The sequence below is a fragment of the Micromonospora sp. NPDC005686 genome, assembly GCF_042871665.1.
Lineage (GTDB): Bacteria > Actinomycetota > Actinomycetes > Mycobacteriales > Micromonosporaceae > Micromonospora.
Map to the genome: position 1 here is coordinate 55,693 of NZ_JBIAIY010000014.1, position 14,340 is coordinate 70,032.

16 protein-coding genes are annotated in these 14,340 nt (G+C 69.4%); 9 read left to right on the forward strand and 7 right to left on the reverse strand.

All coding sequences use genetic code 11. The annotated features are described in order from the left end of the window. The first annotated feature begins 37 nt into the window (after nt 1-37). Both ACFYON_RS26460 and ACFYON_RS26465 read left to right on the forward strand, forming a co-directional pair. On the forward strand, nt 38-556 hold the full coding sequence (locus ACFYON_RS26460; RefSeq protein ID WP_354874526.1) for a nuclear transport factor 2 family protein: 519 nt from the start codon (nt 38-40) through the stop codon (nt 554-556). A 4-nt stretch (nt 557-560) separates the two neighbouring features. After that, nucleotides 561-1,430: a TIGR03619 family F420-dependent LLM class oxidoreductase gene (locus ACFYON_RS26465; RefSeq protein WP_355097086.1), complete on the forward strand. Its 870-nt coding sequence runs from the start codon at nt 561-563 to the stop codon at nt 1,428-1,430. Nucleotides 1,431-1,479: 49 nt separating this feature from the next. On the opposite strand, the gene ACFYON_RS26470 is transcribed toward ACFYON_RS26465, so the two are convergent. The 3 genes from ACFYON_RS26470 to ACFYON_RS26480 are packed head-to-tail and all read right to left on the reverse strand — an operon-like array spanning nt 1,480 to nt 3,703. Then, on the reverse strand, nt 1,480-2,310 hold the full coding sequence (locus ACFYON_RS26470; protein WP_354874530.1) for an SDR family NAD(P)-dependent oxidoreductase: 831 nt from the start codon (nt 2,308-2,310) through the stop codon (nt 1,480-1,482). Next, a complete protein-coding gene (locus ACFYON_RS26475) occupies nt 2,307-2,783 on the reverse strand; it encodes a nuclear transport factor 2 family protein (RefSeq protein ID WP_354874532.1) in 477 nt (158 codons plus the stop codon). Before ACFYON_RS26475 ends, ACFYON_RS26470 begins: the two co-directional genes overlap by 4 nt. After that, the gene (locus ACFYON_RS26480) at nt 2,780-3,703 is read right to left on the reverse strand and encodes an NAD-dependent epimerase/dehydratase family protein (RefSeq protein WP_354874534.1); all 924 of its coding nucleotides are present in this window, start codon (nt 3,701-3,703) and stop codon (nt 2,780-2,782) included. Before ACFYON_RS26480 ends, ACFYON_RS26475 begins: the two co-directional genes overlap by 4 nt. Nucleotides 3,704-4,056: 353 nt before the next feature. Between ACFYON_RS26480 and ACFYON_RS26485 the strand changes: the two genes are divergently transcribed. Continuing rightward, nucleotides 4,057-4,806: a maleylpyruvate isomerase family mycothiol-dependent enzyme gene (locus ACFYON_RS26485; protein ID WP_354874340.1), complete on the forward strand. Its 750-nt coding sequence runs from the start codon at nt 4,057-4,059 to the stop codon at nt 4,804-4,806. Between the two features lie 570 nt (nt 4,807-5,376). On the opposite strand, the gene ACFYON_RS26490 is transcribed toward ACFYON_RS26485, so the two are convergent. Together ACFYON_RS26490 and ACFYON_RS26495 are read right to left on the reverse strand one after the other, a co-directional pair. Further along, a complete protein-coding gene (locus ACFYON_RS26490; protein ID WP_354874342.1) occupies nt 5,377-5,802 on the reverse strand; it encodes a nitroreductase family deazaflavin-dependent oxidoreductase in 426 nt (141 codons plus the stop codon). After that, on the reverse strand, nt 5,802-6,437 hold the full coding sequence (locus ACFYON_RS26495; RefSeq protein WP_354874344.1) for an NAD(P)H-binding protein: 636 nt from the start codon (nt 6,435-6,437) through the stop codon (nt 5,802-5,804). The genes ACFYON_RS26490 and ACFYON_RS26495 overlap by 1 nt, the downstream gene beginning before the upstream one ends. 101 nt (nt 6,438-6,538) lie before the next feature. Between ACFYON_RS26495 and ACFYON_RS26500 the strand changes: the two genes are divergently transcribed. Then, complete coding sequence (locus tag ACFYON_RS26500; RefSeq protein ID WP_354874346.1) at nt 6,539-6,916, forward strand: helix-turn-helix domain-containing protein; 378 nt, start codon at nt 6,539-6,541, stop codon at nt 6,914-6,916. 295 nt (nt 6,917-7,211) lie between these two features. Here ACFYON_RS26500 and ACFYON_RS26505 read toward each other — a convergent pair whose 3' ends face one another. Together ACFYON_RS26505 and ACFYON_RS26510 are read right to left on the reverse strand one after the other, a co-directional pair. Next, complete coding sequence (locus ACFYON_RS26505; RefSeq protein ID WP_354874348.1) at nt 7,212-7,484, reverse strand: hypothetical protein; 273 nt, start codon at nt 7,482-7,484, stop codon at nt 7,212-7,214. Nucleotides 7,485-7,896: 412 nt separating this feature from the next. Next, nucleotides 7,897-8,910 carry a LacI family DNA-binding transcriptional regulator gene (locus ACFYON_RS26510; protein ID WP_073831689.1) on the reverse strand — a complete coding sequence of 338 codons (1,014 nt, stop codon included), beginning with the start codon at nt 8,908-8,910 and terminating at the stop codon, nt 7,897-7,899. A gap of 267 nt (nt 8,911-9,177) precedes the next feature. Here ACFYON_RS26510 and ACFYON_RS26515 point away from each other — a divergent pair, with 267 nt between their 5' ends. The 5 genes from ACFYON_RS26515 to ACFYON_RS26535 all read left to right on the forward strand — a co-directional run bounded on the left by ACFYON_RS26515 (nt 9,178) and on the right by ACFYON_RS26535 (nt 14,256). Continuing rightward, entirely contained in the window at nt 9,178-10,449 is a 1,272-nt protein-coding gene (locus tag ACFYON_RS26515; protein WP_355015271.1) for an ABC transporter substrate-binding protein, read from the forward strand. Nucleotides 10,450-10,513: 64 nt separating this feature from the next. Next, nucleotides 10,514-11,446 carry a carbohydrate ABC transporter permease gene (locus ACFYON_RS26520; RefSeq protein ID WP_030500465.1) on the forward strand — a complete coding sequence of 311 codons (933 nt, stop codon included), beginning with the start codon at nt 10,514-10,516 and terminating at the stop codon, nt 11,444-11,446. Nucleotides 11,447-11,456: 10 nt separating this feature from the next. Further along, entirely contained in the window at nt 11,457-12,356 is a 900-nt protein-coding gene (locus ACFYON_RS26525; protein ID WP_091427581.1) for a carbohydrate ABC transporter permease, read from the forward strand. Continuing rightward, nucleotides 12,353-13,786: a GH1 family beta-glucosidase gene (locus tag ACFYON_RS26530; RefSeq protein ID WP_355015272.1), complete on the forward strand. Its 1,434-nt coding sequence runs from the start codon at nt 12,353-12,355 to the stop codon at nt 13,784-13,786. Before ACFYON_RS26525 ends, ACFYON_RS26530 begins: the two co-directional genes overlap by 4 nt. A gap of 17 nt (nt 13,787-13,803) precedes the next feature. Next, nucleotides 13,804-14,256, forward strand: coding sequence for a hypothetical protein (locus ACFYON_RS26535; RefSeq protein ID WP_354874357.1), 453 nt, complete (start codon nt 13,804-13,806; stop codon nt 14,254-14,256). Nucleotides 14,257-14,340: the final 84 nt, after the last annotated feature.

Here is a 14,340-nt window from a genome sequence, read left to right on the forward strand (position 1 = left end):
GGCTCGGCCGGCGAGGCCCGATCGAAAGGAACCCACCATGACCGACTCGCAGCCCGACCGGCTCGCCCTGCTCGAGGCGCGCCTCGAACAAGCCGAACGGCGCCTCGCCGCAGCCGAGGACCAGATCGCCCTCTGGCGGATCGTGGCCAGCTACGGCCCCGCCGTGGACAGCGGCTCGGCCGAGGTCACCGCCCAGATGTGGACCGAGGAGGGCGTGTACGACACCTACCCGGTCGTGCTCAACGGCCGGGACGCGCTGCGCGGCATGGTCACCGGTGAGCGGCACCAGGCCCTGATCCACTCCGGCGCCGCCCACCTCATGGGGCTGCCGCACATCGTCGTCGACGGCGACCAGGCCGTCGTGACGAACTATTCGCAGCTCGTGCTCAGCGCTCCCGACCAGAACGGCTACCGGATCTGGCGTACCGGGTCCAACCGGTGGGAGTTCACCCGCACCGACGAGGGCTGGAAGGTGACCCACCGCTGGAATCGCCAGCTCGACGGCACCGACGAGGGCCGCGACATCCTCGCCCGCGCCGTCGAATCCGAGGCCTGAGGCCGTGCGCATCGGCCTCAGCTCCCCGGTCCTGGCCGACTCCGGGCCCCGGCCCCCGTGGGAGGCCGAGGCCGGGGTCGCCGAGTTGCGGAAGGTCTTCACGACCGCCGACCGGCTCGGGTACGAATTCTTCACCTGTCCGGAGCACGTCAGCGTGTCACCAGGGCTGGCGCGAGGTGAACGCTTCTACGACCCGGTCGCGACCTTCTCGTACCTCGCGGCGATCACGGAGCGGATCCGCTTCCTGCCGTACGTGCTCGTGCTCGGGCTGCACCATCCGCTCGAGTTGGCCAAGCGGTACGGCACCCTCGACCACCTCAGCGGCGGACGGGTCGTCCTCGGCGTCGGCGTCGGCAACCTGGAAGAGGAGTTCGCGCTGCTCGGGCGTCCGTTCGCCGACCGCGGGCCACGGGCCGACGACGCCCTGCGGGCCCTGCGGGCGTCCCTGTCGGTACGGCTCGCGACCTACCACGGGGAGTACTACCACTTCACCGAGCAGGTGGTCAGCCCGCACGCGGTTCAGGAGAAGGTTCCGATCTGGGTCGGTGGTCACAGCAAGCGTGCCCTCCGGCGCGCGGTCACCCTGGGCGACGGGTGGGCGCCGGCCCCCGTCACGTATCGCGGACCGGACCTGGAGACCCTACCGCGAATGCTCGCCGAGCACGACCTGCCGGAGGGGTTCGACGTCGTCATCACGCCTCCGGCTCGCCTCGACCCGACGGGTGCCCCGGAGGCCGCGCTCGACCTCGTCGGCCGGATCGGCGAGGCGGGGGGCACCGTGGTCAACCTCGTCGTACGGCACCGTGACCTGGCCGAGTACCTCGACCAGCTCGCGGCGGCAGCCGAGCTCTTCGGTCTCGACCGCCGCGACTGAGCACGGCCGTGGAGGCCGGGGCCCGGCGTCGAGCCCCGGCCGTCCACGGTCAGGCCTCGTTCGGCATGTTCGACCAGCCCTTGCGGTCGGTACGCGCGTACCAGCCCGAGGCGGCCAAAGTCCCTCCGTCGACGGGGATCGTGTGCCCGGTGACGAAGCGGGCGTCGTCGCTGGCGAGGAACTCGACGACGGCTGCGTAGTCGTCGGGCTCGCCGAAGCGCCCGACGGGGATCCACGTACGGACCAGCTCCGGGTCGCGTCCGCGCAACATCGCCGCGGCCGGCGTCTGGGGCGTGTCGGCGAGGTCGGGCGCGATCGCGTTGACCCGCACCCCGTGGCCGGCGACCTCGACGGCGAGGCTCTTGGTGAAGGCGCTGACCCCGGCGTTGTAGGCGGAGTACGGGGCGCACGCCGGGATACCCCGGAAGGCCTCGACGGTCGAGTTGTTGACGATGGCGCCACGGCCTCGATCGACCATGCCGGGCAGCAGCGCATGGGTCATCGCGAGCACGTGCCACAGGTTGATCTCGTAGAGCGCCTGCCACTGCTGGGGTGTCGAGTGCAGGAAGGTTTTGGAGGCCGGGCGGAAGTCGCCGACGTTGTTGACGAGCACGTCGACCCGCCCCGAGTCGACGGCCGCCGCGGCGGCGACCGCGACGGCGACACCGTCAGCGGTGCGTACGTCGGCGAGGACGACCTCGACCAGGCCGCCGGCGCTACGGATGTCCGCGGCGGTGCGGGCGGCGGCCTCACCGTCGATGTCGACGAGAACGACGTGGGCGCCCGCGGCGGCGAGACGACGGGAGATGCCGCCGCCGATCCCGAGGGCGCCGCCGGTGACGACCGCGATCTGGCCCTCGAGCCTGCGGGTGGCGCTCATCTGCCGGTCCCTTCCTCGTCGGCCCTGGTCAGGGAGACGCGGTGGCGTTCGATCCAGTTGACGGTCACCGCGCGACGTGTGAAGGCCCATCCTTCGTCGGTACGCGCGTACTCGTCGTCGTAGTGCAGAAACCAGACGAGGTCCGAGGGCCCGTCGCGACCGGGGAGCAGGTGGTGGGCCGTGCCGCGCACCCGGCCACGGGCCCCGGTCGGCGTCGGCAGGTAGCGCGTCCCGGCCACGACGTGGATCGTCGCCAGGGTGCCGGCGAGTGCCCCGAACGCGGCCACGACAGCGGGACGGCCGACGTGGGACACGTGGGGGTCGAGGTGCGCCGGCGGCTCGGGGACCACGAGGACGCCGTCCGGGACGAACAGCGCGCCGACCGCTGCGGCGTCACGGTCGTCGGCGGCCGCGGCGTACGCCTCGGAGAGTGCGCGCAGCGCCGCGAGGTCGGCCGCGTCGAGGCCGGTCACGCCGCGGGAGCGGTTGCCGCGCGCACGACCTGGACGAGCTCGGCGACGGCACGCTCGCAGTCACCGCGGGTGTAGCCGAGCAGTGCGGTCTCGGCCGGATCCGGTTCATAGGCAAGGACGTTCCCGCGGCCCTGGACGATCATCGAGTCGGGCATGAAGGGGTGCGGCTCGTCGAGCTCAGCGATGGTGCGGTTGCCCCCGGCCGCGTCGACGAGCAACTGGAAGAACTGCCTGAACGTGAGGTTGGCGTCACCGACGAGGTAGGCCGCCCCCGCCGTGCCGCGGTCGAGCGCGCCGCCGATCGCCTCGGCCAGGGACCGGACCGACATGTAGTTCGTGCCGCCAGCCGGGGCGTGGTCGGGGATCTGCGGCTCGTTGCCGGCCGCCCAGGACACCATGCGACGGTAGCGCTTGGCCGTGATGCCGGGGATGGCGCCGATGATCGAGGGCGGGTTGAGGGTGCAGACCGTGAAGGAGTCGTCGGCCAGCGCCCGGGCTCCCTCGTCGGCGTCGCGCCGGGCGGCGACGTAGGCGCTGGAGTCGGCCAGGGCGGGTCGCAGGTGGTGGTAGTAGCTGCCGACCTGGACGAAGCGGGAGACACCCGCGCTCTTGGCGAGTGCGGCGAAGGCCGGCACCCCCGCGCTCTGGGTCTCCTTCCAGAACGCCGTCTCGTCCACGTCGCGGGGTAGGTGGCGTACGTCCTGCCCCGCAGCGAAGACGACAGCGTCGAAGGGGGCCAGGTCCTCCCGGGTGAAGGTCTGGCGGGTGTAGTCCCCACAAAGGACGGGCAGGTCGGCGACGGGTGAGTCCGCATCGACCGCCCCTCGGGCGGCGACGGTGACGTTGTCTCCCCGATCCCGCAGGTGAAGGGCAGTGTGGACCCCGATCATGCCGGTTCCACCGACCACGAGTACCTCCATCGCGAGGTCTCCTTGCGTAGTGAGGCGACTCCCGCCGTGAATCTGGGAGCCGGCATGACTTCCTAATCTACCAACCAAGCGATTGGTAGGTTAGCACGAGAGGCTCTGACCGGGAACAACGGTGAGTGGGCAGGCGGCAACGTCCGGCGTAGCGCAGCGGTCATCACAGGGCGGACCGGTCTTCTCCTAAGGGCGGCCACATCTGACACCGTGAACCGTGCGCCAGCGCCCGGCGCGGTTACCGAGCGCTACGGACATGCCTGCACCGCGCTCGGACAGCGGCAAATGAGTACGCCATCCATGGCACGGCGCCGGCCTGGCGGAGGGTCGGCGGCGCGTGGGACCCTCCCGTCATGCGTATCGCCGAGCACATTGCCGCGCTGGATGAGGAAGGCGTCCGACTGGAAGAGGCGGCGGGCCGGGCGGGTCTGGACGCACACGTGGCCACCTGCCCCGGCTGGCAGGTCCGTGATCTGCTGCGCCATGTCAGCGGTGTACATCGCTGGGCCATGGCCCACGTGATCACGGGACGCCGTCAGCCTTACTCCACTCGCGAAGAGGCAGAGTTCTTCGCCGAAGTCCATGACGACGAGCTGCTGGACTGGTTTCGGAAGGGCCACCGCGCACTCGTGGACACGCTGGCAGCGGCTGACGAGAGCATGAGGTGTTGGACGTTTCTGCCCGCGCCCTCGCCGTTGGCGTTCTGGGCGCGTCGCCAGGCCCACGAGACCGCAATACACCGCGCCGATGCCGAATCGGCTGTCTCCACGGTCCCGTACTGGGACCCGTCCTTCGCCGCTGACGGCATCGACGAACTGCTCAACGGCTTCTTCGGCCGGCCTGGTGGGCGTCTGGTGGCCGATCCACCCCTCAGCATGGCCCTGGTGCCTACTGACATCGAGGCGGGATGGACCTTCTCCATCGAGCCGGCCGGGCTTCGCCTGGTCGCCAGTGAGATGCCAGCCCAGCTGACCATCGTGGGACCTGCATCCGAGCTCTACCTCATGCTGTGGAACCGGAGTGGGACTGAGCGTCTTGAAACACGCGGGGACGCGGCCGTCTTGGATCTCTGGCGGACGCGGGCCACGATCACCTGGGACTGACACGGTCATCCCGGCAACGTCATCCTGGCGCCGCCCACCGTGGCCCCCGTCCGCTCATCGGCATGAGCGGACATTACTTCCTCCCCAGCCAGCTTCCCGGTTCAACCCGTCCGCGGGCAACCGGCGTATCTGCTGGCCAGGCCGGGCCCGCCGATGTCGGCCAGTTGAAACCCGCAACGTGAGAGGGCCAGCCGCCGCTCGTCCTTCAACGCCCGGAAGCTGGTCCAGCGGCGCACGCACTTCCCTCCGGGAGGCACTTCTCCCCTGTGCGGTATTCCGGCTGAGGGACTGGTTGTAGATGATGTTCGACGCGCGCACCGACGGGGTCGAGTGCGACTTCTGCCGCCAGCTCTGATCACCGCTTCACCTCGGATCGCCGAACTGGGCCCACCGGGTTCCGTCATCATGGGAGAGAAACCCGCAGGAGTAGGCAAAGCCGACACCGGCGGGCCGCCGGTCAGAGGTTCCCTTGCCACACACCGCCGAGAGTATTGGCCACGCGAGGTAAAAAGACGCAACGCCACTGCGGGTCGCAAATGGCCAATCCGGACCGGATGACGGCGTGTCAGGTCAATCCCCCTCACATTCAATGATCACTAAGGGGATGTCCCTGCTGGTCGCCTCCTGGTAGCCCTGGTAGGACGGCATCGTCGCCACCATCAACTGCCACAGTCTCGGCTTCTCCCGCGCCGTTGCGGTCCGCGCCCTCGCGACGAAGGTCTGTGCACCGGTTTGCACGGCGACGTTGGGGTCTGCGACAAGGTTGAGGTACCAAGCGGGATGCCGGTCCGCTCCGGCGTTGGAAGCGGCCACTACGTAGCGTTCACCGTCTCGAATGTAGACCAGCGCGGTGCGGCGCAGCTTTCCCGAGCTGTGGCCCCGGGTGGTCAACAACAGGTCGTTCATGCCTGGTCTGGCATTGCCATCGGTTTCGACAAAGCGACGGATGTGCTCGGCCACCCAGGTGTTCGGGCTGTCGAAGATTTCCTCGGCCATCAGCTGGCCTCGACGCCCAGGTGGGCCCGGTGATGTTTGGGTGTGTCGATTTCGTCAAGCAATGCGATGGCGAAGTCGGGGTACGAGATGCGACTGGCCGCGTTGGCTGCGGCGGACCGGTAGCGCCCGGTGCGGGCGCCGGCATGGTCGAAGTCACCGGCAGGGCTGACGATCAGCCAGTCCAGCCCGTCGGTCTCGGAGCGCAGCACGTCCGCACCGGCGGCGTGCGCGAGGTAGAACGAGCGGTATTCCTGCGGGTAGCCGGGCGTGTCCATCAATGCCGTCCCGGACGTGTCGTTCAGGATTGACGCCACGCCAACGACCAGCAGTCGTCCGACGCTCGCGCGGGGCAAGCTGTCGAGAAGGGCCCGGGCGGCGCTGGTGAAGAAGGCGCTGGGCTCGGCTGCGACGTCGAAGGCCGCGCTGATCGCGGCATCGTGCCCCTCGGCTGCCCGGGCGACACGGTCGGTGTCGGTCACGTCGCCGGCCACGACGCGTACACCGTCGCCGGCGAGGTTGCCGTGTTTGCCTGGTTCACGTACCACGGCGGTGACCTGGTGGCCGCGCTGGCGCGCCTCGGCAACGGCCGTCCGGCCGGCCCGACCACCCGCGCCAAAAACCATAATCTTGCCCATACCGGCACCTCGCCTCTCTCGGTCGGCCCGGATCGCCGACCACCGCTAGCGACCGTATCCAGCGGTGTGGTTTCCGATCGGATACCAACTACGGTGGAGCCGTGAATGCGCCGCTGAACCCGGACATGTTCGACCCGGTCTGCCCGTCCGCCCTGTCACCGATCCACATCGGCGACAAATGGGCCGGAATGATCATTCGCTGCTTGGAACACGGGCCCCGAAGGTTCTCGGAGCTCCGAATCCCGCTGCGTAGCATCACCGCGAAGGCGCTCACCAAGTCACTGCGGGCACTCGAACGAGACGGCCTGGTCCAGCGCACGACCCACTCTGATCGGGTACGTCGCGTCGAGTACGACCTGACGCCACTCGGCCGCAGCCTGCTCGAACCGATGGACGCCCTGTGCGCCTGGGCCCAGGACCACTGGGAGGAACTCCTTGACGCACGCGAAGCGTCGGCACGACTCCAGCACGCCGGGTAGCACGCCAGCGCGAGACGTCCCCACGTCCTGACCTGCCCGGGTCACTGAAGTTCTGGTCGTTGAGACGGTTTGCGACTTCGGGGATCGACACGCAAAGACCAGCATCCATGATTGGCCTTGCGTGGGGGTCGTGTCGGTGGGGCCACACCACCCATTACCCCACCGCCGATGACACTCAGCGCAACTCTGAGGCTTGCGCAAGTCTAGCGACGCTAAGTAGATCCGGTATCCGGAGCCGGCCGTGATCGGCCGGCGCCGCATATCGGTTCAGCGTGTTCCGGCCCGAAAGTGCCCGCTACACCAGCTCGCGAGCGACCTGTGCACCCAGCCACAGCGCTGCGGCGGCGTGAGGAACGGTGTTGAGCGGACTGAGCCGCTGCCTGCCGATGAGCTCGAACTGATCGTCGAGTTCAACGCGGATCGAGTCCAGTCTCTTGCCGTCGATGTCGTCTCGGTCGTCCTCAAACTCCCAGTTCAGGTTGAATCCGTGCCGTCGGCACCTGAGCTCCGCTCCGCTCACCAGCTCATCGAACCAGCCTGGCTGACGGACCAGCACGAGGACGTACACCTCGGGGCGGAGGGTAAGTAGCGGCACCGAGATGCCGGTATCTGATCTCGACCGCCGGTGGCTCCCCCATGGGTCCGGGCTGGGTGGCGTTAAGCAGGTGCTGGATCGGCCAGATGCCACCGAGTGGATCGCGGAGGTCCCGGCTGTCGTAGGCCAGGTCGTCGTACCCGAAGAGCTCCTCGGCGAACTCGCGAAGGAAGGCTCGTTTCACCGAGTACTCCGCGCGCTCACTGCCGTACCGGGAGCTGGTCGGCGCGAGGATTCCGGAGGGAAAGACATGCTGGAAGCCCGGATGCGTCTTGACGCTCGAGGCAGGCCCGGTTGCGGGGTCGGTGACAGCGGCTCCGGCAACAGCGACCGCGAGCAGCAGCACGATCCAGAGCGGGACGGCGCCGACGTCGCGCGGTTCGGGTCAGGTGGTGCCGCGGACGACGAGCGTCGTCGGCAACACGGTCGGCTTGGGCGGGTCGTCGCCGCCGTGCAGCATGGCGACCAGCGCCTCGGCGGCGGCCGTGCCGAAGCCGGGCTTGTTCTGGGCGACGGTGCTGAGCCCGGGCGGGATCAGCGCGGCCACCTCGATGTCGTCGAAGCCGACAATCGCAATGTCGTCGGGGATCCGTAGGCCGGCCGCCTGGGCCGCCCGCATCGCGCCGACAGCCATCTCGTCACCGGCGACGAACACTGCGGTAGGGCGGTCGTCGAGGGCGAGCAGCCGGTCCATCGCGGCGTGACCGCCGTCGAGATAGAAGTCTCCCTCGACGACGTGGCCGTCGGCGAGCGGCAGGCCGGCCCCGGCCAGCGCGGCCCGGAAGCCGACGAGCCGTTCGGCTCCCGGCCAGGTTCGCAGCGGGCCGGTGATGGTGGCGATGCGCCGGTGGCCGCGTTCGACGAGGTGGCGCACGGCGAGCGCCGCGCCGCCGGCATTGTCCGAGGTGATGTAGGTCGACGTCGGGCCGTCGACCCGCAGGTCGAGAGCGACGCACGGCACCTGGGCTTCGACGAGGGCGAGCACGGCCGGGTCCCGGGTGCCGTTGTCGATGATGACCGCGCCGTCGAGGTTGTGCTGGCGGACGGCGCGCACGTATCGCTGCCCGTCGTCGGGCCCCGCCGCGTCGTGGCCGGCGAGCATGAGCAGGTTCAGCCCGTGCGCGCTGAGCGCCGTCTTGAGCGCGACGAGGATCTCCTGCAGGAATGGGTGGCGCCATCCAGGGCGGCGATGGTCGGTGTCCCATACCAGGCCCACCATGTTGGATTTCTTCGTGGCGAGCGTCCGGGCCGACCCGTTCGGCAGGTAGCCGATCTCGGCGGCCAGGTCGAGGATGCGCTGGCGGGTGTGCTGGCTGACGACCTCGGGGGTGTTGAAGACGCGGGACACGGTGGCGACGGACACGCCGGAGCGGCGCGCCAACTCCCTGATAGTGGTCAATGTGGTGCCTTCTCTGTAACCGGTTTCACGACCGTAGCGCCAGCGATGTCCGCCGGTCAACCCGCATCGACCGTTACCGTTTCGTAACTTGACACCCCCTAGCCGAACCCGTTCACACTTCCCAGGAAAGGCGCTCGCCGGCGGTCACCCGCAACTCGGCCGGCATCCGATCTTCATCCAACTCCACCCACCCCCACCACCATCGCTTCGCCGACCATGTAACCGGTTTCAAGTAACCGGTTACATCGCACGAAAGGGTTCCCTGGCATGCACCCAAACCGACTGTTGCGACTGGCGGCGGCCACCCTGGCCGCCGGAGTACTGCTGACCGCGTGTGGCACCGGCACCGAGGGAGGCTCCGGCGGCGGCAACGAAAAGATCACCCTGAACGTCAACCTGTTCGGCAACTTCGGGTACCAGGACCTGTACGCCGAGTACCAGAAGTCGCACCCGAACATCACGATCCAGGAGCGCACGGCCGCCTACAACGACCATCATCGCGACCTGATCACCCACCTGGCCACCGGCTCCGGCGCGGGCGACATCGAGGGCGTCGACACGGGCTTCATCGCGCAGATGCGCGAGCGGGGCAACCTCTTCGTCGACCTGGGCAAGGACCGCCAGTCCGAGTACCTCGACTGGAAGTGGGCGGCGTCGCTGGCCAAGGACGGCAAGCAGGTCGGGTACGGCACCGACGTCGGCGGCCTGGCCATCTGCTATCGGCGTGACCTGTTCGAGAAGGCCGGCATGCCGTTCGACCGCGACCAGGTGTCGGCCGCCTGGGGCAGCGGCTGGGACCAGTACATCGAGTTCGGCAAGCGGTACGCGGCGAAGGCCCCGGCCGGCAGCGCCTTCTTCGATGGCGGAGGCCAACTGTTCAACGCCATCATCGGCCAGGCCCCGGTCGGGTACTACAACGAGGACAACGCCATCGTCGTGGGCACCAGCCCCGATGTCCGAAAGGCCTGGGACCTGACGGTGAAGGCGATCCAGAGCAACCTGTCGGCCAAGCTGATCGGCAGCTCGCAGGAGTGGAACAACGGCTTCGCGAAGGACCAGTTCGCCACCATCGCGTGTCCGGCCTGGATGATGACCAAGATCAAGGACCAGGCGAAGCACGCCGCCGGCAAGTGGGACGTGGCGAGCGTCCCGGGCGGCGGCGGCAACTGGGGCGGCTCGTACCTCACCGTTCCCAAGCAGGGCAAGCACATCGAGGAGGCCAAGAAGCTCGCGGCGTGGCTGACCGCCCCGGAACAGCAGGCCAAGGTGTTCACCGCGCGGGGCAACCTGCCGTCCATCCCGGCTCTGTACGACAAGCCCGACATTGCCCAGTACAAGGACGCCTTCTTCAACAACGCACCGGTGGGCCAGGTCTTCACCACCGCGGCGAAGCAGCTCAAGCCCCAGTACCAGGGCCCGCGAGCCGGAGACGTGCAGACCACCATCCGCGACGCCCTCGTCCGCATCGAACAGGGCAAGCAAAGCTCCGACGAGTCCTGGAAGCAGATGGTCAGCGACGTCGAGCGCCTCGCCAAGTAACTCGACCCGCGCCGCCGGCGGTCGCCCCTGACCGCCGGCGGCGCCCGGCGACGAAGGATCGACGATGGCCACCTACCTCCACCAGGCCCGGCGGGCCGGCCTGAGCCGGCTCGACACCAAGGGCTCGCCCTACCTCTACATCCTGCCGTTCTTCCTGCTGTTCGGTGCGTTCGGGCTGTTCCCGCTGCTGTACACGGCGTACGTCTCGTTCAATGACTGGGACCTGCTCGACTCCGGGTCGCACCGCTGGGTCGGCCTCGCGAACTACCGCGAGATGCTGCAGGACGCGTACTTCTGGAACGCCCTGGGCAACACACTCAGCATCTGGGTGCTGTCCACCGTGCCGCAACTGCTCGCCGCGCTCTGGATCGCCCACCTGCTCAACCACCGGCTGCGGGCCCGCACCGCGCTACGGATGGGCGTGCTGCTGCCCAACGTCACCTCGATCGTGGCGGTGACGATCGTCTTCACCCAGCTTTTCGGCCGCGACTTCGGCATGGTCAACTGGGCGCTCGGCCTCGTCGGCATCGGCCCGATCGACTGGCAGGCCAACACCTGGAGCTCCCACCTGGCCATCTCGTTCATCGTCGCCTGGCGGTGGACCGGCTACAACGCCCTCATCTACCTCGCCTCGATGCAGGCGATTCCGCACCACCTGTACGAGGCCGCCGACCTCGACGGCGCGTCGCAGGCTCAGCAGTTCAGGCGGATCACCGTCCCGATGCTGCGGCCGACGATCATCTTCACCACGGTGATCTCGACGATCGGCGGCCTGCAGATCATGGCCGAACCCCTGCTGTTCGCCAGCTCCCAGACGCCCACCGGCGGCTCCGACCGGCAGTTCCAGACCGTCGCCCTGTTCATGTACGAGCAGGGGTTCCGGGAGTTCCGCTTCGGCTACGCCTCGGCGGTCGCCTGGACGCTCTGTCTGGTCATCGCCATCTTCGCGATCATCAACTTCCTGCTCACCCGGCGCATCGCCAAGGACGAGGACTGAGGAGAACGCCGTGACCACCCTCGCGGACCCCATTCAGACCGGCACCACACCCTCGCCGCCGCCACGCCGGTCCCACCGGCGCCGGAGCTTCGGGTACCCACGCAAGGGCTCGGTCTGGAGCTACGGCGCCCTGCTGGCGGTCGTGGCCGGGTCGGTCTTCCCGCTCTACTGGTCCATCGTCGTGTCCTCGCAGACCAGCGACGCCGTCACGAAGGTGCCGCCGGCCCTGGTGCCCGGCGGGCACCTCTTCGACAACATCGCGCGCGTGTTCGACACGACCGACTTCGGCCGAGCCCTGGTGAACTCCTTCATCGTCAGCGGCTCGATCACCGTCTCCGTGGTGTTCTTCTCGACCCTGGCCGGGTTCGCCTTCGCCAAACTGCGGTTCCGAGGCCGAAAGGCGCTTCTCGTCGTGGCCATCGCGACCTCGATGGTGCCGCACCAGCTCGGCATCATCCCGCTGTACATCCTGATGGCCGACCTCGGCTGGACCGGGCGCCTCACCGCCGTGATCGTGCCCGGGCTGGTAACCGCGTTCGGCGTCTTCTTCATGACCCAGTACCTCGGCCGCGCCGTACCCGACGAACTGCTGGAGGCCGGCCGCGTCGACGGGTCCAGCACGTTCGGCCTGTACTGGCACATCGTCCTGCCGGCGGCCCGCCCCGCCGCGGCGGTGCTCGGGCTGTTCACCTTCATGCAGGCGTGGAACGACTTCTTCTGGCCGTTGGTCGTGCTGCAGAACAACGCGACCGTGCAGGTGGCGCTCTCCGCACTGGCCAGTGGCTACACCACCGACTACACCCTGACGCTGACCGGCACGTTGCTCGCCACGCTGCCGATCCTCGTCGTCTTCATGCTCCTCGGCCGGCATCTCGTCGACGGCATCATGCAGGGGGCGGTGAAGGGATGACCACCACATCCGAAGGCGCCGCCGCGGCCGCAATCCAGCCGGACCTGCCCGAGCTGCCGGACCTGCCGGCCGGCTTCAGCTGGGGCGCCGCCACCGCGGCGTACCAGATCGAGGGGGCGGTCGACGAGGACGGCCGCGGGCCGTCGATCTGGGACACCTTCTGCCGCCGCCCCGGTGCCGTCGACGACGGCACCTCCGGCTCGGTCGCCTGTGACAGCTACCACCGCTGGCGGGAGGACGTGGACCTGCTGGCCGGCCTCGGCGTGGACGCCTACCGTTTCTCGGTCGCCTGGCCACGGGTCATGCCGGCCGGGCGGGGCGCGGTGAACCGGCGAGGCCTCGACTACTACGACCGGCTCGTCGACGCCCTGTGCGGGCACGGCATCCGGCCGTTCGTCACGCTGTACCACTGGGATCTGCCCCAGGCGCTCGAGGACGAGGGTGGCTGGCGGGTACGGGACACCGCCGAGTGGTTCGCCGAGTACGCCGCCGCGGTGGCGGGCGTCCTCGGCGACCGGGTCCAGGACTGGATCACGCTGAACGAGCCGTACTGTTCGTCGATCGTCGGCTACGCGGAGGGCCGGCACGCTCCCGGCACCGCCGAAGGACATGGTGCCCTGGCCGCCGCCCACCACCTGCTGCTCGGGCACGGCAGGGCGGTCGCCGCAGTCCGGTCCGCCGCCGGCCCGCGGTCGCGCGTCGGCATCACGCTCAACCTCTCCCCCGCCGTGCCGGCCAGCGATACCGAGGCCGACCGGGCGGCGGCGGATCGGCAGGACCTCATGCTCAACCGGCAGTTCACGGATCCGGTGCTGGGCGGCGCGTACCCGCCCGGGTTCGAGCGGCTCTACGCCGGGGTGAGCGATCTGTCGTTCCGCCGGGACGGTGACCTGGCGGTGATCTCCACGCCGCTGGACTTCCTCGGTGTCAACTACTACTACCGGGTGCACGTCGCCGACGCCCCGTACGAGCAGCCCGACCCGGCGCTGCGCAGCGCGTTCGACATCGGGGTCCGGCAGCTACGGCCGGACGGGTTGCCCACCACCGACCTGGGCTGGCCGGTGGAGCCGCAAGGGCTGTTCGACACCCTGACCGGGCTCGCGGACCGTTACCCGGGCCTGCCTGCCGTGTACGTGACGGAGAACGGCTGCGCCGACCTGCGGGACGGACCCGAGCCGGACCCGGAACGGATCTCGTTCGTGGCCGGGCACCTGGCGGCGGCGGCCCGTGCGGCCGCCGTCGACGACCGGCTCGATCTGCGGGGGTACTTCTACTGGTCGCTCATCGACAACTTCGAGTGGGCCCGCGGGTACGGGCCCCGCTTCGGTCTGGCCCACGTCGACTACGGCACCGGATCCCGTACGCCCAAGGCCAGCTACCACTGGCTGCGTGACCGCTTGCGGGCGTGGCGGGAACGCACCTCCACCTGAAGCGCCGCCCGCGGCTCGTGGCGGCAACGGTATGCGCGGTCACCCGGCTGGCTGCCCACGCCGATCCCGCCGTCCGGGCTGCCCTGGTTGTCGGCGCCCGTGGCGCGCCCCGCGAGTCGTACGAGCGACTCATCGACGATCCGGACAGGCTGGTACGGGGACACCTCGCCGAACGCGACGACGTACCGGCCGATTTGCTCGCCCGGCTCGCCACGGACCCTGACCCGCCGGTCCGGGCCACCCTCGCACGGTGGTGGACGCAGGCCCCCGGACCGGTCCGGCGACTCCTGCTCACCGACCCCGTCGACGAGGTTCGTGCGGCTGCCTGCTCGACCTACTACGCCCGGCTACCGCATCCGGTACCGCCGCCCGGCCTCGTGGCGGGACTGCTCGCCGATCCGGTCACCCGCGCCGGAGCCGTACGCCACGCAGACCTGACCCCGGAACTGGCCAGAAAGGCTGGCTGGTGACCCCGACCACCATGTTCGACGGCAGGTCGCCGAACACCCACAGCTTCTCTCAGGAGTACGGGACCTGCTCGCCGAGGATCCCAG

Excerpts from the sequence above, each read along its gene's own strand:
- ACFYON_RS26520 (WP_030500465.1), top strand. The coding sequence starts at position 10,514 with ATGGCCACCTACCTCCACCAGGCCCGGCGGGCCGGCCTGAGCCGGCTC.
- ACFYON_RS26470 (WP_354874530.1), bottom strand. The coding sequence starts at position 2,310 with ATGAGCGCCACCCGCAGGCTCGAGGGCCAGATCGCGGTCGTCACCGGC.
- ACFYON_RS26490 (WP_354874342.1), bottom strand. The coding sequence starts at position 5,802 with ATGGCCGAGGAAATCTTCGACAGCCCGAACACCTGGGTGGCCGAGCAC.
- ACFYON_RS26485 (WP_354874340.1), top strand. The coding sequence starts at position 4,057 with ATGCGTATCGCCGAGCACATTGCCGCGCTGGATGAGGAAGGCGTCCGA.
- ACFYON_RS26530 (WP_355015272.1), top strand. The coding sequence starts at position 12,353 with ATGACCACCACATCCGAAGGCGCCGCCGCGGCCGCAATCCAGCCGGAC.
- ACFYON_RS26495 (WP_354874344.1), bottom strand. The coding sequence starts at position 6,437 with ATGGGCAAGATTATGGTTTTTGGCGCGGGTGGTCGGGCCGGCCGGACG.
- ACFYON_RS26480 (WP_354874534.1), bottom strand. The coding sequence starts at position 3,703 with ATGGAGGTACTCGTGGTCGGTGGAACCGGCATGATCGGGGTCCACACT.
- ACFYON_RS26460 (WP_354874526.1), top strand. The coding sequence starts at position 38 with ATGACCGACTCGCAGCCCGACCGGCTCGCCCTGCTCGAGGCGCGCCTC.
- ACFYON_RS26515 (WP_355015271.1), top strand. The coding sequence starts at position 9,178 with ATGCACCCAAACCGACTGTTGCGACTGGCGGCGGCCACCCTGGCCGCC.